Below are 16,613 nucleotides of genomic sequence, written 5' to 3' on the forward strand. Positions count from 1 at the left end.
TTCCCCCTCAGCGCGGCGCGGCCGTGCTCTCGCGAACCGTGAGCTGCGGGACTGCGGCCACCCGATCGGGGAGCATCTCGGCGGCGTCGATCTGTTCGAGCAGGAACTCCGCCGCATCCGCCCCGAGCCCGAACGTGTCGCGGGTGATGCAGGTGATCGAAGGGTGCACGAGTCCGGCGACGACGGAATCGTCGAACGAGGCGATGGAGACATCGGACGGCACGGCCAGCCCCATCTCCTGAGCCACGCGCAATCCGGCGATCGCCATCACGTCGTTGTCGAACACGACGGCGGTGGGCCGGTCCGCACGGCTCAGCAGACGACGCATGGTGGCGGAGGCTGCGGCCGGCGAGAAGTCGGTGGCGATGGTCTCGCCCGTGACGCCGCGGCCGCTCAGCCCGTGGAGCACATCGGTGCGCAGACGCGTGTGCTGGAACTCGGCGGGCCCGGCGACGTAGGCGATCGAACGGTGCCCCAAGGCCACGAGGTAGTCGAAGAGCGAGTGGGCGACCTGACTGTCATCCAGCCAGATCGTCGCGGGGTGCCCGTCCTCCGAGGCGTCACTGCCGATCACGACCGCCGGGAGCGGCAGGTCGCGCAGGACGGGGAGGCGGGGATCGTCGTCTCGCGGGTCGATCACGATCACTCCGTCGACCTGATTCGCACTGCGCCAGCGTCGGTAGGTCGCCACCTCCTCTTCGATCGAGGAGACGAGCACCATCTGCATCGCGATGCGTCTGGCGGCGAGAGCGGACTGCGCTCCGGCGATCAGATCGGTGAAGAAGGCTTCGGTGCCGAGGGTGTCGGCTGGGCGGTTGACCGCGAATCCGACGACGCCGGCGCGGGCTCCCACGAGTGCCCTGGCGGCGGAGCTGGGGAGCCATTGGTGCTCCTCGGCGATGTCGAGGATGCGCTGCCGGGTCTGCTCGCTGACGCCCGGACGGCCGTTGAGCGCGAAGGACACGGCTCCCGGCGACACCCCTGCCAGCCGGGCGATGTCCGTGATGGTCACGCGCTTCGCTTTGGACATGCCCCAACTGTAGCGATACAGGTCTGAGGCGGTTCTTGGACTGTGCACAACAGCCCAACGCTGCTACCGTGCTACTAAATCGCTTAATCACTGCGATCCGACGACGAAGTCTGGAGTGTGAAGATGAAGAAGTCATGGTCCGCCGCAGCAGCCGCAGGGCTCGCCGCGTCATTGCTGGTGGCCGTCGCGCCCGCGTCCGCTACCGCAACCGGAGACACCGCCTCGACGGACGGCGCATCCGCCGCCTCGTGCGCAGCCGACCCGCAGTACTTCGCCTACTACCGCACGTGGCGTGACGCGAACGCCTCCTGGCCGGGCAGCGAGAACGACCCGGAGAACCCGGCGGACAACACGCAGCGGATGGACGATCTCCCCGACGGCGTGGACGTCGCCTTCGTGTTCAACGCCTATGTGAGCGACGATTCCGGGTTCTGGGACGTGCTGAAGAACGAGTACGTGCCGAACCTGCATGCGCAGGGCACTCGGGTCGTCCGCACGGTCGACATCGGCGTGATCCTCGACGCACCCGCGGCCGACACCCCGGCCGCCTATGCCGCGGCAGCTGACGAGATCCTCGCCGAATACGTCACCGACGACGGCCTCGACGGACTCGACGTCGACATGGAGCGCTCTCTCACGGCCGCCCAGGTCGCTCGGGTGACTGGCGTCTTCCGGGCCCTGTCAGAGCACCTCGGACCGCAGTCCGGCACCGACCGGCTCTTCATCTACGACACGAACCAGGAAGGCACCCACCCGCTCACGGCCGGGATCGCCCCCTACGTCTCCTACGTCCTCGTGCAGTCCTACGGCCGCTCGGTCTCCGGGCTGCAATCGACATGGGAGAGCTACGCACCCTACTTCGACGCGTGTCAGTACCTGATCGGGTTCTCGTTCTACGAGGAGCGCGGACAGGACTGGGGCGACACGACGGAGCCTTTCGACGCCTCCCGCGCCGCCCGCTACGCCGACTGGCAGCCCACGGGCGCGACCAAGGCCGGCATCTTCTCCTACGCCGTGGACCGCGACGGCAAGGTCCCCGGCGACGACACCATCACCGAGTCCGACTTCTCGTGGAGCACTCGGCTCATCGAGCGGCAGGATGCCGCAGCGGTTTCTCACTGAGACGGCCCGAGCCGAGAGGCTCACCGGCGGGTCAGACCGTCACATCTCCCACCAGGTTTACCTTGATGCCCATCCCGGCGAACATCGCGGCCTTCGCGATCAGGGCCTTGTCCGCCGTCTCCGCATCCGGGGCGTAGACCAGCTGCGCATGGTTGGCCTTGTGGCGGGCCATGAACTGGTCGCGCGAGATGCCGTGCAGCACCACGTGGGCGATCGGCCATTCCGGGTTGGTGGCGTCCTTGCGGCGCTGCGTCTCCTCCTCCGGCAGCTCCACGACCGACGCCCGGAAGATGTCGGCCTGCAGGATGCCCTCGGCGATGAAGACGCGCGACAGCACGATCTCGCCGGGCTTCGAGACACCGTTGATCGTGGCACCGCCCGCAGGGAAGAACACGTGGCCCTGACGCCAGCCCTCGGCGTTCTGCCACCCGCCCAGGTGCGAGGCGGGCACCGAGCCGGAGATCTCATAGACCCAGACGAACCGACCGTCGTAGTCCTCGCCCCAGCGCACGTCGTGCAGGGTGTTGTCGGGCACGAGACCCATCGCGCGCCACACCCGGTCGGTGACGAGCGCGTCGACCGCGACGCCCTCGTCGGCTTCGTTGAAGTGCGGGAAGGCGCGGCCCTCGTGCAGCACGCGCGAGCCGTCGCGCGAGGTCACCGGCGGGCGTTCGGTGGAGTTCAGGATGCCCTCGGCGAGGTCGGATGCCGGCACCAGGTCCTTCAGCCCCTGCTGGTACTGGATGCCGACCGCGTCGAGCCCGAAGTCGTCGGCGATGCGGAGCGCAGCGATGTACATCTTCAACTGCCACTGCACCTGCTCGCGCGTGAGCTCGGTGGCGGCGTCCTCGCCGTACCGGAAGGTCATGCCCGCCTCGATCAGCCAGTCGTAGGCGGCATCCGCCTCGTCCTCGGTGACGTTCAGCATCTCGGCGTACAGCGCCGACTGCGACAGGCGCTCCTTGTAGATGCCGGTCTGGTTGAGCGGCTCGTCGTCGAAGATCGCGTTGTACATGCCCATGCAACCCTCGTCGAAGACGCCGATGATGGCCTTCTCGGCGAGCATCTCTGCCGCGAGCGCCTCACCCAGCTGCTTCTCGGGGCTGTCCGGCAGCGCGGGCAGCGCCCGCACGTGCGAGGCGTCGTGCGTGATGGCGCCGGTCTCGGTCCACTCCCTGATCCCGTCGGTGAACCACTCGTCGGTGAAGTCGACCGACCAGGTCGTCGCGTACGGCTTGTCCATCTTGGTGAGCCCCGCGTTCAGACCGAGCAGCCCGACGAGGCCGGGCCAGTCCCCCGCGAAGTTCGCGACCGTGAGGATGGGCCCCTCATGCGACCGGAGACCGGCGAGCACGTGGTGGGAGTACTGCCAGTTGGCGATCGCGACGATCAGAGGAGCATCGACGGGGATGCCCTTGAACACCTCGAGGCCCATGCGCTGGCTCGAGATGAAGCCGTGCCCGGTCTGCGGGTCCACCCCGAACGGACGGATGACCTCCCAGCCGAGCGCGTTCAGCACTCCGGCGACGCCGCTCTCGAGCTCGACCTGGGTCGGCCAGCCGGCGACGTTCGCCGACTCGCGCAGGTCGCCGGACGTGATGATGTACGCGGTCTTCGGCGCGGTGGCGGGGCGGGGAGCCGCGGTCGGCAGGGTGTACGTGGTCATGATGCCTCCGGGGCGATGGGGGTGGTGGTCGGGGTGGTCGGGGCGGCACCGCGCTGCGCGGCGGCGAGTTCGTGCACGACGGATCTCGATCCCTCATAGAGGCGCACGTAGCGTTCGAACAGGGAGTCGTAGAGCGGCCGCAGCGCCTCATCCGGGCTGATGCGCTCCGAGATCGGGTTCCAGGCGGTGATCGTCGGCTCCTCGCCTTGTGCAGCGGTCGCGGTCGCCGCGAGGAAGGCCGCGCCGTAGCTCGCGCCGATCGTCGTCGCAGGCACCTCCTGCACGAGGCCGGTGACGTCGGAGACGATCTGCAGCCACAACCGTCCCTGCGTTCCGCCGCCGACCGCGACGATGCGGCGGATGTCGGCACCTGCCGCCCGCATGGTCTCGACGTTGTGCCGCACCCCCAGGGCGGTCGCCTCCAGCGCCGCGCGGTACAGGTCGCCGCGCGTGTGCGCGAGGGTGAGGCCCGCGATCACGCCCCGAGCGTCCGGATCCTGGATCGGCGTGCGCTCGCCCGCGAAGTAGGGCAGGACGAGGAGGCCGTTCGCGCCGGCACCCGACGCGGCAGCCTCGGCGAGCAGTTCGGGATAGTCGGCACCGGTCAGGCCTTTGAGCCATGCGGTGAGAGCGCCGGACGTCGAGAGGCCGCCGGCGAGGTTGCGGGTGCCGGCGAAGGCCCCGGCCGTGGTCCACATCGACGGCGTCCGCAGGGTCTCTTCGCCGGTGGCCACGAGGAACATGGTCGTGCCGTACATCAGCATCAGGTCGCCGACCTCGTGCGCGCCGACGCTGACAGCTTCGGTCCAGGCATCGATCGTCCCGGCGATCACGGGCGCGCCCACGGGGATCCCGGTGAGGGCTGCCGCCTCGGCCGTGACCTCTCCGGCGATCTCGCCCGCCCAGTGCAGCCGCGGCCGCTCGATCTCCCCTGCGTATCGCGCCCACCACGGGTCATGCCAGCACTCGCCCTCGATGTCGTAGAGGGGAGAGACCTGACTGGCGGACTGGTGATCGAGCACGTACGCACCGGTGAGCCGACGCGCGAGCCAGGACGCGGGCATGTACATCCGCCTAGCGCGCTCCCACGCCTCGGGCTCCTCCTCCTCGATCCAGGCGATCTTCGGCCCGCCCGCCTGCGAGGTCAGGGTCGATCCGCCGATGCGCGTGATCTCGTCGACGCCGAGCTCGGCGGTCATGCGCTCGATCTGCGCGGTCGAGCGGGTGTCGACGCCGTAGAGGATGGCCGGGCGCACGGGTTCGTCGCGTTCGTCGGCGAGCAGGATGCAGGGCCCCATGCCGCTGACGCCCACACCGACGATCTCGGCATCGGGGACTCCGGCGAGCAGTTCGCGCGCGATCGCGACGAACTCGTCCCACCAGATCGCGGCGTCCATCTCGACCCAGCCCGTGCGAGGGCGTTCGACGTCGTGCGCTCTGGTCGCCGTCGCCAGGATGCCGCCGTCGGCACCGACCAGCACGCCCTTGCTGCTGGACGTGCCGATGTCCACCCCCAGGGTGCAGCGCATGGAGTCCTCCTCGTGCCGGGACGACGGAGTCCTCGGTCTGATCGCCACTGTACGCGAAATCGATTTCATGCCGCAAGGCGCGAGTAGTCCTGCACCGCTCGCGCCAGAGAGTGATCTGCCCACCGAGAGCGGCTTTCTGGCTGACCAGCACCGGAATACCGTGACATTCTGGGCACCCCGAATCAGACTGGAGGCATGCGCTTGGACGACCCGCAGGTATGGACGCTGATCGGCGTGTTCACGACGATGATGCTCGGCGGCATGACCCTCATGACGATGCAGTTCAGCCGCGTGATCCGCGCCGAGATCGGTGGTCTGCGCGGCGAGCTGCGAGGTGAGATCGGCGGGTTGCGCGGCGATCTGAGCGGGCGGCTGGAGAGTCTCGAGGGCCGGCTCACCGGCCGCATAGATGCCCTGGAGCACAAGGTCGACAGTCTCGACAAAGAGGTGGCGAACCTCGCGACGCGGTTCTGGCGCTCACAGTAGTCCGCCCGACCGCCCGCTCAGCTCCGCGTCGCGCTCGCGGGCTGGAGCTCGTTGCGCAGCACGACCGTCCGCGCCGGCTGCGTGTCACCCTTGATGCGATCCAGCAGCATCCGCGCCGCGGTCACGCCCATGTGCCGCGCCGGCAGTCGCACCACGGTCACGGCCGTCGGCGAGAGCGTCGTGAACGGCAGGGAGCCGATCACCGCCACACCGACATCCGGCGGAGTGCGCCCGTGCTCCGTGAGCACCTGGATGGCGCCGACCCCGATCAGGTTGTTGCCGGCCACCACCGCATCCGGCGGCTCGGGCAGCGCGAGCAGCTCCTCCATCGCCGACCGGCCACCGTCGACGCGGAAGGTCGTGAAGCGCTCGAGCCCGTCGAGGTCGAGGTCGGGGTGGGCCGTGGTGAGCGCGGAGCGCCACCCCGCGGCGCGCTCGGCGGCGGTGTCGATGTGCGCAGGGCCGCCGATGTAGGCGATGCGACGGTGGCCCGCATCGATCAGGCTCCGCGTGGCCGACGTACCCGCCGCGCGATTGGCCATCGTGACGCCGTCGATGTCGTAGGCCGTGCTGCGGTCGACGGCCACGACGGGCCGGCCGGTGGCGAGGATGCCGTCGAGGTCGGAGTGCTCGTCGGCTGTCGCGATGATGACGCCGGACATGTTCTCGGCGATCGCGATGCGGAGATACGTCGCCTCCTTCTCCACCTGCGCGTCGGAGTTGCAGAGCACGACGGAGTATCCGGCTTCGGAGGCGACGTCCTCGACCCCGCGCGCCATCTCGGTGAAGTACGGGTTCTCGATGTCGGGGATCACGAGGGCGATGACCTCGGAACTCTGTCGACGCAGCGAGCGGGCGGCGCGGTTGGGGGTGAAGTCGAGCGTCGCCGCGGCCGCACGGACGGCCGCCACCTTCTCGTCGGAGACGCTCGTGCCGTTGAAGACGCGCGAGACCGTCGCGGGTGAGACCCCCGCGAGCTCGGCGACGTCGTAGATCGTTGCCATGCGCTCCCTGCTCCCCCGCGGACTCCTGCTCCCGCCGAGCGCGGCGGGTGCTGCAACAGTATCGCGCGGTGGCCGAGGATCAGCGCCTCGGTGAAATCGATGCCGCGCACATCTTCACCCGCCCACGCGACGGATGCCGCGACCCCTCGGTCGCGGCATCCGTCGTGTTGCTGAGGTTCTTCAGCTCAGCCAGGCCGGCGCGCGTCCTCGCAGGAACGCTCCGTCGAGGGAGAACCGCCCCGCACCCGTGAGCGCGAGGGCGAGAGCTGCCGCGCCGAGGACCGCGACGAACTCGTAGCCGCCGTCACCGACCCAGAGACCGGCGGGAAGGTGCACGGCGACGAGGGCGACGATCATGTCGATCGCGAGCAGGATGGCGACCGGACGGGTGAGGAGCCCGAGGATCAGCAGGATGCCGCCGATGAGCTCGACGAAGGCGACGACCGGACCGGCGATCTCCGGCAGAGGTACTCCCATGCCCGCGAAGCTGCCGATCGTCCCGGGAAGCGTGAACTCGAAGATCTTCTGTGCGCCGTGTGCGGCGAAGATCGCACCGACGACCACGCGGAGGACCAGGAGTCCCAGCGAGGGTGCGGCGGATGGGGCTTTGGTGTTCGTCATGAGGAGTTCTTCCTTCGTGGCAGGACACCCGCGCGCCAGGCGCGGAGCAGGGTCGTTCCCTGCTTCCACGCTAGGAAGGCGACATTTCCATCTCCTGTGACCGGGTCACCGGTGCGCGGCGACCACCTCGGCGACGGCGGTGCGCTCGGCGGCGCTCGGCTCGGCGATAGCCATGCGGCAGTGCGTGTCGACGACGTCGAGCACGCGGTACGCCTCCTTCATGCGCGCCATGTCGCCCCCGATGAGCGCGACGACGTCGTCGACGGCGGCCTGGGCGGCGACGATGGCCGCCGCGTCTCCCGCTCGGCCCGCGTCGGCGAGCGCGCGGAAGGGCTTCGGTGTGACCGATGACACCCCGGAGACGACGCCCTGCGCGCCCACCTCGACGGCGGCGATCAGGTCGCGATCGGCGCCGGTGTAGAGGTCGAAGTCGGCGGGCACGACGGCCCGGTACGCGGCGATGTCGTCGAGCGAGAGCTCGCTGATCTTGGCACCGACGACGTTGGGCAGTTCGGCGAGCCGCACCAGAAGCTCCGGCGAGACCGGGTTCCCGCTGCGAGCCGGGTAGATGTACACGTACAGTCGACCGTCGCCGACGGCATCCGACACCGCGCGGTAGTAGTCGAAGATCGCGTCGTCGGTGGCGCGCAGGTAGTACGGCGTCAGCGCGGCGAACTCCACGGCGCCCAGTTCGCGGGCGATGCGGGTCAGCCGCACAGCCTCGAACGTGCTGGGGCGGCCGACGTGCACGACGACGCGCATGCGCCCCTGCAACTCGGCCAGCGCCGCTTCGACGATGGCCGCGAACTCCTCGGCATCCACCGCGGGGAACTCCCCCGTCGTGCCGAGCACGAATGCTCCCTCGTTCTCCGAGTCGGCGACGAATCGGAAGATCGCACGCGAACCCTCGATGTCGAGGGTGCCGTCGCGGTGGAACGCGGTGGGCACGGCGGTCAGGATGTCGTAGCGGGTCACTTCTCGGTCTCCTCGGAGTTCTTGCGGGGCTTGCGGGAACGACGCCGCGGGGCGTCGACGTTGCGGACGGTGGAGGTGAGCAGGTCCGGCTGCGCGGCGAGCTCGTCGTGCGCCTTCTCGATCTGCTGGATGCTGTCGTCGTGCAGGATCGAGTCCGCGAGCGAGGCGCGCTCGGAACGGGGACGACGGGCGGCACGGATCGCCGGCATCACGATCGACAGCACGGCCAGGGCGAGGAGCACGAGCGCGATGGGGCTGACGACCTCGAAGAACGGACGCGTGGGCAGGATCGCCAGCGTCCGGGCGAGGTTCTCCTCGGCGAGGGGTCCGAGCAGGAGCCCGAGCACCACGGGGCCCGCCGGCACCTGCATGCGCTTGAGCATCACTCCGATCACACCGAAGACGAGCATCGTGACGACCGTGGAGAGGCTGTTCGAGGTGGCGTACGTGCCGATGATGCAGAAGATCAGGATGCCACTCCACAGATACGGCTGCGGCACGTCGAGCAGCTTGACCATGCCTTTCATGCGGATCAGGCTCAGCACGAGCGACAGGATCGTCGCGATCAGCATGATTCCCACGATCGACACGACCAGGTCGGGGCGGTTCGTGAACAGCGTCGGCCCAGGCGTGATGCCCCAGATGATCATCGAACCGATCATCACGGCCATCACGGAGTCGCCGGGGATGCCCAGCGCCATGGTCGTGGTGAGCGAGCCGCCGAGCGTGGCGCTCGAGGCGGTGTCGGAGGCAGCGACGCCCTCGATCGATCCCTTGCCGAACATCTCGGGGTGCTTCGACGCCTTGCGCGCCCGCTCCCACCCGATGAGTCCCGCGATGTCGCCGCCGGCCGCGGGGATGAGCCCGACGCCGAGTCCGACCGCACCGCCGACCGCCGTGGCCCGACCGCTCTGCTTCAGCTCTGCCCGGTTCGGCCACCAGCGGCCGAGGCTCGAGATGGGCCGCACGTGCGACTTCCGGTGCGTGAGCAGCTGGTCGAAGAGTTCGGCGATGCCGAAGAGTCCGATGATCACGGCGATGAAGTTCACGCCCTCGACGAGTTCGAGCACTCCGAAGGTGAAGCGCTGATCGGCCGTCGCAGCATACGTGCCGACGCTGCCGAGCATGAGGCCGAAGAGCCCGGCGAGGATGCCCTTGAGCATCGACTTCGACGAGATGCCGATCATGATCGAGATGCCGAAGACCACCAGGGCGAACAGTTCCGGGGATTTGAAGTAGTCGCGGGCGAAGCTGGCGATCGGCACGGCTGCGACTGCGAAGAGCACGAGCGAGGCGAGGATGCCGACGGCCGAGACGATCGCGGAGATCGTCAGGGCGAGACCGGCCCGCCCCTGCTTGGCCATGGGATAGCCGTCGAGCGTCGTCGCGATAGACGCGGGAGTGCCGGGAGTGTTGATGAGGATCGAGGGCACCCGATCGCCGAAGTTCGCGGCGACGTAGATCGTCAGCAGGACCGCGAGACCCTGCACGGGCTCGAGGGTCATCGTGAAGCCGGCGGCGAGCGCGACAGCCATGGTCGCGGTGATGCCGGGGAAGGCTCCGACCATGAAGCCGAGCACGAGGCCGACGAGCATGTAGAGCAGAATCGAGATGTCGAGGAGCGAGTTCAGCCCCTCCATGAGCGCGTTCACAGGGGGATCCTCAGGAGCATCCCGAACACGACGTAGACGAACGCCGTGACGGAGGCGGAGTAGATGATCAGGCTCAGCCAGCGGCGGTGGCCGTAGAGGAGCATGAGGGAGGCCATCAGCAGAGCTGCGGCGATCGGGAAGACCTCGATGCGGTAGCCGAAGAGGATGACCGAGCCCAGCGACCACAGCGCGATGAAGGCGCCGGTGATCGCGAGCGTGGCGATGACGCGGAGGTAGCCGCCGGGCTGGATGCGTTCGAGGTCTTCGCGGGTGGGTGCCGGGCGGGTGATCGCGACGGCGAGCAGCGCGATGGCGACGACGACTCCGGTGACCCCGATCACGAGCGGCCAGAAGCGGGCGTCGATCTGCCCGGGGGCTGCCTCACGGCGCAGCGGGATCTGCGTCGAGAGGAAGAGGTATCCGGCGGTGAACGCCAGGGCGACGACGGCGAACACGATCTCGAGGGTTCGCGACGCGGGCGCGCCCTCGTACTCGTCACCGGCGGATTCGTCGCGGCCCGCCGGTTCTGCAGCGGTGTCGGGGGTGGACATCATGCTCCTTCTCCTTCGTCGAAGGGGAACGGCTGCGGGGCCGGTCTGCACCGGCCCCGCAGTGTTCTCAGCCCAGGAGATCCTTGAAGAGGTCGAACTGCTCGTCGACGAACGTCGTCCATTCGGCGGAGTCGCGGTACACGACGAGGTTTCCGGCATCGGCCTGGAACTTCTGGTATCCGTCGGACTCGACGGCTTCCTTGACCGCGGCCTCGAGCGTCGACTTCACGTCGTCGGGCAGACCCTTGGGGGCATAGATACCGCCCCAGCCACCGAAGACCACGTCTTCGCCGATGGCCTCTTCGACCGTCTCGACGTCTTCCGCGTCGGGGTGACGCTCGTCGTTCATGACGGCGAGGATGCGCACGGCCTCGCCCTGCGCCAGGGCCTCGCCGAGGCCGGAGACGGCCGCGACGGTCTCACCGGATGCGGCTGCAGCGACGGCTGTCGCTCCGCCGTCGTAGGGGACCGGGGTGAAGTCGGCGTCGGTCGCGGCACCGAGTCCGAGGGTCGCCGCCTCCCAGATGGAGCCGGCACCGGAGTTGGCGACCGTGACGGCGCCGGACTTCGCCTGGGCGACGAGGTCTTCGAGCGTCTCGATGCCGCTGTTCGCGCCGACCGTGACGACCCCGGGGGCGAGCATGATCTGGCCGAGCAGGTCGAAGTCGTCCGGCAGCACGTTCGCGCTCTGCGTGGTGTTGAGCATCGCGATCTCGACGGGCGCGAATCCGATGACGTAGCCGTCGGCATCCTGAGCGCCCACGTACTCCATCGCGAGGGCGCCGGCGGCACCGGGCATGTTCTCCGGGATGACGCTGACGCCGAGGATCTTCTCGAGCTCCGTGGCGAGCGCGCGCGACGAGAGGTCGGATCCTCCGCCGGGGTTGGCCTGGATGATGAGTCGGATGTCGTTCTCGGGGAACGCCGATCCGGCTTCCTCGCCCTCTTCGACCTTGGTGCAGGCCGAGACGATGAGAGCGGTGGCTGCGAGGGCGGCGATCGCGGCAGCCGCCCGGGTGATGCGCTTGCGGGGCATCTTTGCTCCTCTACGTGGGTCGACCTTGTTGTCGACTCCCCGACCGTAGCAGTGTTGACTGTTAACAGTCAACACTGACAAACGTGCGCCCCTCCCCCGACGAGCAGAGGCCCGCCCCGCTCAGGCGCGGGTGGCGATCTCGCTCAGCATGCGCTCGCGGGCGCCGTCGAGGTGCTCCGACAGCACCTTCGCCGCCTGCGTCGGCGTACCGCTTCGCATCACGTCCATGAGCTTCACGTGGTCGCCGGACGACTCGTGCAGATCTTCATCGTGGTTGATCGTGACCTCGAGGAGCGCCGTGAACGTCGGGAGGTACTGGTTCCACGCCCCCTCGAGGCGTGGATGGTCGGCGAGCGCGTAGATCTGCGAGTGGAACTCGAGGTCGGCCGCCACGAAAGCGGCGTGGTCACCGGCATCCGCGGCCTCGCCCATGCGTCCGACCGCCGCAGCCATCGCCGCCCAGCGCGCATCGTCGTCGACACGCATGGCGCGCGAGAGGGCGAGCTGTTCGAGGGCACCGCGCAGGCTGTACAGCTGATCGACGTCGTCGTGCGTGAGCCCCACGATGTAGACCCCGCGCGGACGCTGCACCTCGACGAGCTTCTCGAAACTCAACTGGGTGAGGGCATCGCGCACCGGTCCGCGGCTGACCGAGAACTCCTCGGCGAGCGCCTCTTCGGTGATGCGCGCGCCGGGGGCGAGCTCGCCGCGCACGATGCGCTGGCGGAGCACGCGCGCCACCTGGGCGCCGAGGGATTCTCCGCGCGTGACGGTCTGCGTCATGGTGACCTCCTGTTAACAGTTGACAGGATACACACCGCGGCGGTGCCTGGGCCTAGGCGCTCCCGCGCGGGTCCCAGAGCACGACCTCCGTCGAGCGACGCAGGCGCCGTCCGGTCGGCATGGGTACGACTCCGGCGGAACCCGCGGCGAACACGCGCACTCCGGGGCGGCTCTCGCGCTCGGTGCGCAACGCACTCTCGAGCACGGCGATGCGGTTGTGCAGCGCCCTGTTCTCGTCTTCGAGGTCGAGCAGACGGGCGATCGCGGGGAGGCTCACGCCCTCGGAAGAGAGCTGGGCGACCTCGCGCAGCTGCTCGATGTTCCGGGGGGAGTACCGGCGCGAACCGCCGGAAGTGCGTCCGGGGACGACGAGCCCGATGCGGTCGTACTGCCGCAGCGTCTGGGGATGAAGGCCGGAGAGCTCGGCGGCGGCCGCGATCGCGAACACCGGGGTGTCAGCATTCATCATGAACGCCTCCGCCCCCGGTGCCCGCTTCGACGATCGGTCATCGCCGCGCCTTCGCCATCAGCTCGGCCCGCGGGTTCTCGTCGGGCTCGAGTTCCTGGAACTTCTCCAGAGCCGCACGCGCGGCGTCGTCGAGGTGCGTCGGCACCGCGACCTGGAGCTCGGCGAGCAGGTCGCCCGTGCCCTTCGAGGTCGCAACCCCTCGGCCCTTGACCCGCAGCACCCGCCCGGAGGGAGTGCCGGGTGCGACGCGGAGCTTGACCACGTCGCCGCCGAGGGTCGGGACCTCGATGGTCGCACCGAGAGTCGCCTCGGTGAACGTCACAGGCACCACGACGCGCAGGTTGAGACCGTCGCGCGTGAAGACCGGGTGCGGGCGCACCGCGATCTGCACGACGATGTCGCCGCTCTCTCCCCCATCGGGCGAAGGACGACCGCGACCGCGGAGACGGATCTTCTGTCCGTCGGCGACGCCCGCCGGGATCTTCACCTTGAAGGGCTTGCCGTCTTCGCCCTGCAGGGAGATGGTCTCGCCCTGCACAGCGGTGACGAAGTCGAGCGTGGTGCGGGCCGTGACATCGGCTCCGCGCTGCGGGCCGCCGAAGCCGCGGTATCCGCCGCTCGGCTGCCCGAAGCGTCCGTTGCCGAAGCTCGCACCCTGCCCTTGGTTGAACATCGCGAAGATGTCCTCGAAGTCCGCCGTCTGTCCGCGGCCCTGCTGTCCGAACCGGCTGAACACGTCTTCGAAGCCGCCGGCACCCGCACCGCTCGCCGTGAAGCGAGCGCCGGATCCCATGGCGCGGATCTCGTCGTATTCCTTGCGCTGTTCGGTGTCGGAGAGCACCGAGTAGGCCTCGCTGATCTCCTTGAACTTCGCTTCGGCTTTGGCATCACCCTGATTGGAGTCCGGGTGGTACTTCCGCGCGAGCTTGCGATACGTCTTCTTCAGATCCGCATCACTGACGTCCTTGGAGACCCCGAGGGTCTTGTAGAAGTCCTTGTCGAACCAATCCTGGCTGGCCATCGATCACCTACTCCGCAGGGACAGCGACGACGACCTTCGCGGGGCGCAGCTCGACGTCTCCGAGGCGGTAGCCCACCTCGACGACCTCGAGGATCGTGGTCTTCTCGGCGCCGGGGGTCGGCTGCTGGAAGATGGCCTCGTGGCGCTGCGGGTCGAATTCCTCGCCCTTCGCGCCATACGCGACCACTCCGAGACGCTCCACGACCGTGCGCACCTTGTCGGCGATCACGGCGAAGGGCGTGCCCTCCACCAGATCACCGTGCTGAGCCGCGCGGTCGAGGTCATCGAGCACGGGGACCAGGCCCTTGGCGGCCTCGCCCTTCGCTCGCTCGATCTCGACCTGACGCTGCTCTTCGGTGCGGCGACGGTAGTTCGCGTATTCGGCCTGGAGGCGCTTGAGGTCGTTCAGCAGCGTGGACTCGAGGTCGGCGAGCACGGCGTCTTCCGCCGCGGCCTCACCGGTCTGCGTGGCACCGAGGATGTCGTCGACCGTGAGGTCATCGGCGCCGTCGTCAGGAGTCTCGTCCGACCCCTCGGCGGCCTTCGCCTCGGTGGAGTCCGGGTTCTGCGGCACGGGGCCGGATGCCTGAGCATCCGACCCCTCGCTGCGACCTTCGGCGGACTCAGGAAACTGGTTCTCGTCGAAGTTCTTGTCCGTCATGATTACTTCTTCTCGTCCTCGTCGTCGACGACCTCGGCGTCGATGACGTCTTCCTCGGAGGAGGGAGCGTCACCGGCCGGGGCCTCGCCGTCAGCCGAAGCGCCGGCAGCGGCATCCGCCTGCGAGGAGGCGTAGATGGCCTCGCCGAGCTTGGACTGCGACTGGTTGAGCTTGTCGAACGCGGTCTTCACGGCCTCGTCGTCTTCGCCGGCCAGCGCCGTCTTGAGCGCGTCGACGTCGGCCTTGACCTCGGTCTTCACGTCTTCGGGCAGCTTGTCGTCGTTCTCGGTGATCAGCTTGTCGATCGAGTACGCGAGCGTCTCGGCCTGGTTGCGGACCTCTGCGGCCTCGCGGCGCGCCTTGTCCTCAGCGGCGTGCTCCTCGGCCTCGCGCACCATGCGCTCGATGTCTTCCTTCGACAGCGACGAGCCGCCGGAGATGACGATCGACTTCTCGGTGCCGGTGCCCTTGTCCTTGGCGGACACGTGCACGATGCCGTTGGCGTCGATGTCGAAGGTGACCTCGATCTGCGGGATGCCGCGGGGAGCCGGAGCGATACCCGTCAGCTCGAACGTGCCGAGCGGCTTGTTGTCGCGCGTGAAGTCACGCTCGCCCTGGAAGACCTGGATCGCGACGGACGGCTGGTTGTCGTCTGCCGTGGTGAAGGTCTCGCTGCGCTTGGTCGGGATGGCCGTGTTGCGCTCGATGAGCTTGGTCATCATGCCGCCCTTGGTCTCGATACCGAGGCTCAGCGGGGTGACGTCGATGAGGAGAACGTCCTTGCGCTCACCCTTGAGGACACCGGCCTGGAGCGCGGCGCCGACGGCGACGACCTCATCCGGGTTGACGCCCTTGTTCGCGTCCTTGCCGGTCTCGCGCTTGACGAGTTCGGCGACCGCAGGCATACGCGTGGATCCACCGACGAGCACGATGTGGTCGATCTCGGACACCTTGATGCCGGCTTCGCGGATGACGTCCTCGAACGGCTTCTTGGTGCGGTCGAGAAGGTCCTTCGTGAGGTCCTCGAACTTCGCGCGGGTGATGGTCTCGGAAAGCGACACCGGGCCCGACTCGGTCAGCGACAGGTAGGGCAGGTTGATGCTCGTCGACGTCGAGGAGGAGAGCTCCTTCTTCGCCTGCTCCGCAGCCTCCTTGAGACGCTGCAGGGCGATCTTGTCACCCGAGACGTCGACGCCCGTGGTCTCCTTGAACTGCTTGATCAGGTAGTCGACGAGACGCTGGTCCCAGTCGTCTCCACCGAGACGGTTGTCACCGGCGGTCGAGCGCACCTGGATCGTGGAGAAGTCGTCGTCCTTGCCCACCTCGAGCAGCGAGACGTCGAACGTTCCGCCACCCAGGTCGAAGACCAGGATGAGCTCGTCTTCCTTGCCCTTGTCGAGGCCGTAGGCGAGCGCGGCCGCGGTCGGCTCGTTGATGATGCGCAGCACGTTGAGGCCCGAGATCTCGCCGGCCTCCTTGGTGGCCTGACGCTCGGCGTCGTTGAAGTACGCGGGGACGGTGATGACCGCGTCGGTCACCGTGTCACCCAGGTACGCCTCGGCGTCGCGCTTGAGCTTCATGAGGATGCGCGCGGAGATCTCCTGCGGCGTCCACTTCTTGCCGTCGACGTCGAAGCTCCAGTCGGTGCCCATGTGGCGCTTGACGGAAGCGATCGTCCGATCGACGTTGGTGACGGCCTGGCGCTTCGCGGTCTCACCGACGAGCACCTCCCCGTCCTTGGTGAAGGCCACGACCGAGGGGGTCGTGCGGAAGCCCTCGGCGTTGGCGATGACCTTGGGCTCGCCACCCTCGAGGACGCTGACGACGGAGTTGGTGGTTCCGAGGTCGATACCGACAGCACGTGCCATGTGTTCTCTCCTTTGTTGGAAGTTCGTTGTGGTTCGGAAAATCTGCGGCGATCAGGAAAACCTGAGTCGCGATGACTCAAGTGTACCCAGGGGTCGAGAAGGAGTCAAATGAACTTGATATGAATTGGCTCAACTTTGA

The 16,613-nt window shown here is 68.4% G+C and carries 16 protein-coding genes; 2 read left to right on the forward strand and 14 right to left on the reverse strand.

Annotated elements, in window-relative coordinates:
* Positions 1-7: 7 nt before the first annotated feature.
* A complete protein-coding gene (locus tag ASC55_RS09690) occupies positions 8-1,030 on the reverse strand; it encodes a LacI family DNA-binding transcriptional regulator (protein WP_055874829.1) in 1,023 nt (340 codons plus the stop codon).
* Between the two features lie 123 nt (positions 1,031-1,153).
* Here ASC55_RS09690 and ASC55_RS09695 point away from each other — a divergent pair, with 123 nt between their 5' ends.
* Entirely contained in the window at positions 1,154-2,152 is a 999-nt protein-coding gene (locus ASC55_RS09695; RefSeq protein WP_157559426.1) for an EndoS/ChiA family endoglycosidase, read from the forward strand.
* A gap of 31 nt (positions 2,153-2,183) precedes the next feature.
* On the opposite strand, the gene ASC55_RS09700 is transcribed toward ASC55_RS09695, so the two are convergent.
* Positions 2,184-3,818 (reverse strand): fucose isomerase, encoded by a 1,635-nt coding sequence (locus tag ASC55_RS09700; RefSeq protein WP_055874836.1) that lies wholly within the window; start codon positions 3,816-3,818, stop codon positions 2,184-2,186.
* On the reverse strand, positions 3,815-5,347 hold the full coding sequence (locus ASC55_RS09705) for an FGGY-family carbohydrate kinase (RefSeq protein ID WP_055874839.1): 1,533 nt from the start codon (positions 5,345-5,347) through the stop codon (positions 3,815-3,817). Before ASC55_RS09705 ends, ASC55_RS09700 begins: the two co-directional genes overlap by 4 nt.
* A 195-nt stretch (positions 5,348-5,542) precedes the next feature.
* Between ASC55_RS09705 and ASC55_RS09710 the strand changes: the two genes are divergently transcribed.
* On the forward strand, positions 5,543-5,833 hold the full coding sequence (locus ASC55_RS09710) for a hypothetical protein (protein WP_017829636.1): 291 nt from the start codon (positions 5,543-5,545) through the stop codon (positions 5,831-5,833).
* Positions 5,834-5,850: 17 nt separating this feature from the next.
* On the opposite strand, the gene ASC55_RS09715 is transcribed toward ASC55_RS09710, so the two are convergent.
* The 11 genes from ASC55_RS09715 to dnaK form a co-directional block, all read right to left on the reverse strand.
* A complete protein-coding gene (locus ASC55_RS09715; RefSeq protein WP_017829637.1) occupies positions 5,851-6,837 on the reverse strand; it encodes a LacI family DNA-binding transcriptional regulator in 987 nt (328 codons plus the stop codon).
* Positions 6,838-7,017: 180 nt separating this feature from the next.
* Entirely contained in the window at positions 7,018-7,458 is a 441-nt protein-coding gene (locus ASC55_RS09720; protein ID WP_055866303.1) for a DoxX family protein, read from the reverse strand.
* Positions 7,459-7,563: 105 nt separating this feature from the next.
* Positions 7,564-8,433, reverse strand: a complete 870-nt coding sequence (locus tag ASC55_RS09725) for a dihydrodipicolinate synthase family protein (RefSeq protein ID WP_055874842.1) — start codon at positions 8,431-8,433, stop codon at positions 7,564-7,566.
* Positions 8,430-10,085 carry a tripartite tricarboxylate transporter permease gene (locus tag ASC55_RS09730; RefSeq protein WP_055874845.1) on the reverse strand — a complete coding sequence of 552 codons (1,656 nt, stop codon included), beginning with the start codon at positions 10,083-10,085 and terminating at the stop codon, positions 8,430-8,432. The genes ASC55_RS09725 and ASC55_RS09730 overlap by 4 nt, the downstream gene beginning before the upstream one ends.
* Positions 10,082-10,639 (reverse strand): tripartite tricarboxylate transporter TctB family protein, encoded by a 558-nt coding sequence (locus ASC55_RS09735; protein WP_055874848.1) that lies wholly within the window; start codon positions 10,637-10,639, stop codon positions 10,082-10,084. Before ASC55_RS09735 ends, ASC55_RS09730 begins: the two co-directional genes overlap by 4 nt.
* 64 nt (positions 10,640-10,703) lie before the next feature.
* Complete coding sequence (locus ASC55_RS09740) at positions 10,704-11,672, reverse strand: tripartite tricarboxylate transporter substrate binding protein (RefSeq protein WP_055866310.1); 969 nt, start codon at positions 11,670-11,672, stop codon at positions 10,704-10,706.
* 120 nt (positions 11,673-11,792) lie between these two features.
* Positions 11,793-12,455: a GntR family transcriptional regulator gene (locus tag ASC55_RS09745; protein WP_055866313.1), complete on the reverse strand. Its 663-nt coding sequence runs from the start codon at positions 12,453-12,455 to the stop codon at positions 11,793-11,795.
* A gap of 52 nt (positions 12,456-12,507) precedes the next feature.
* Positions 12,508-12,921 (reverse strand): heat shock protein transcriptional repressor HspR, encoded by a 414-nt coding sequence (locus tag ASC55_RS09750; RefSeq protein ID WP_164743761.1) that lies wholly within the window; start codon positions 12,919-12,921, stop codon positions 12,508-12,510.
* A 40-nt stretch (positions 12,922-12,961) separates the two neighbouring features.
* Entirely contained in the window at positions 12,962-13,945 is a 984-nt protein-coding gene (locus tag ASC55_RS09755; RefSeq protein ID WP_017829652.1) for a DnaJ C-terminal domain-containing protein, read from the reverse strand.
* Positions 13,946-13,952: 7 nt separating this feature from the next.
* Positions 13,953-14,606, reverse strand: coding sequence for a nucleotide exchange factor GrpE (locus tag ASC55_RS09760; RefSeq protein ID WP_055866319.1), 654 nt, complete (start codon positions 14,604-14,606; stop codon positions 13,953-13,955).
* Positions 14,607-14,608: 2 nt separating this feature from the next.
* Complete coding sequence (gene dnaK / locus ASC55_RS09765; protein WP_055866321.1) at positions 14,609-16,474, reverse strand: molecular chaperone DnaK; 1,866 nt, start codon at positions 16,472-16,474, stop codon at positions 14,609-14,611.
* Positions 16,475-16,613: the final 139 nt, after the last annotated feature.

This window comes from Microbacterium sp. Root322, from assembly GCF_001425645.1.
GTDB classification, from domain to species: Bacteria; Actinomycetota; Actinomycetes; order Actinomycetales; family Microbacteriaceae; genus Microbacterium; species Microbacterium maritypicum.

Excerpts from the sequence above, each read along its gene's own strand:
- ASC55_RS09690 (WP_055874829.1), bottom strand. The coding sequence starts at position 1,030 with ATGTCCAAAGCGAAGCGCGTGACCATCACGGACATCGCCCGGCTGGCA.
- ASC55_RS09695 (WP_157559426.1), top strand. The coding sequence starts at position 1,154 with ATGAAGAAGTCATGGTCCGCCGCAGCAGCCGCAGGGCTCGCCGCGTCA.
- ASC55_RS09700 (WP_055874836.1), bottom strand. The coding sequence starts at position 3,818 with ATGACCACGTACACCCTGCCGACCGCGGCTCCCCGCCCCGCCACCGCG.
- ASC55_RS09705 (WP_055874839.1), bottom strand. The coding sequence starts at position 5,347 with ATGCGCTGCACCCTGGGGGTGGACATCGGCACGTCCAGCAGCAAGGGC.
- ASC55_RS09710 (WP_017829636.1), top strand. The coding sequence starts at position 5,543 with ATGCGCTTGGACGACCCGCAGGTATGGACGCTGATCGGCGTGTTCACG.
- ASC55_RS09715 (WP_017829637.1), bottom strand. The coding sequence starts at position 6,837 with ATGGCAACGATCTACGACGTCGCCGAGCTCGCGGGGGTCTCACCCGCG.
- ASC55_RS09720 (WP_055866303.1), bottom strand. The coding sequence starts at position 7,458 with ATGACGAACACCAAAGCCCCATCCGCCGCACCCTCGCTGGGACTCCTG.
- ASC55_RS09735 (WP_055874848.1), bottom strand. The coding sequence starts at position 10,639 with ATGATGTCCACCCCCGACACCGCTGCAGAACCGGCGGGCCGCGACGAA.
- ASC55_RS09740 (WP_055866310.1), bottom strand. The coding sequence starts at position 11,672 with ATGCCCCGCAAGCGCATCACCCGGGCGGCTGCCGCGATCGCCGCCCTC.
- ASC55_RS09745 (WP_055866313.1), bottom strand. The coding sequence starts at position 12,455 with ATGACGCAGACCGTCACGCGCGGAGAATCCCTCGGCGCCCAGGTGGCG.
- ASC55_RS09750 (WP_164743761.1), bottom strand. The coding sequence starts at position 12,921 with ATGAATGCTGACACCCCGGTGTTCGCGATCGCGGCCGCCGCCGAGCTC.
- ASC55_RS09755 (WP_017829652.1), bottom strand. The coding sequence starts at position 13,945 with ATGGCCAGCCAGGATTGGTTCGACAAGGACTTCTACAAGACCCTCGGG.
- ASC55_RS09760 (WP_055866319.1), bottom strand. The coding sequence starts at position 14,606 with ATGACGGACAAGAACTTCGACGAGAACCAGTTTCCTGAGTCCGCCGAA.
- dnaK (WP_055866321.1), bottom strand. The coding sequence starts at position 16,474 with ATGGCACGTGCTGTCGGTATCGACCTCGGAACCACCAACTCCGTCGTC.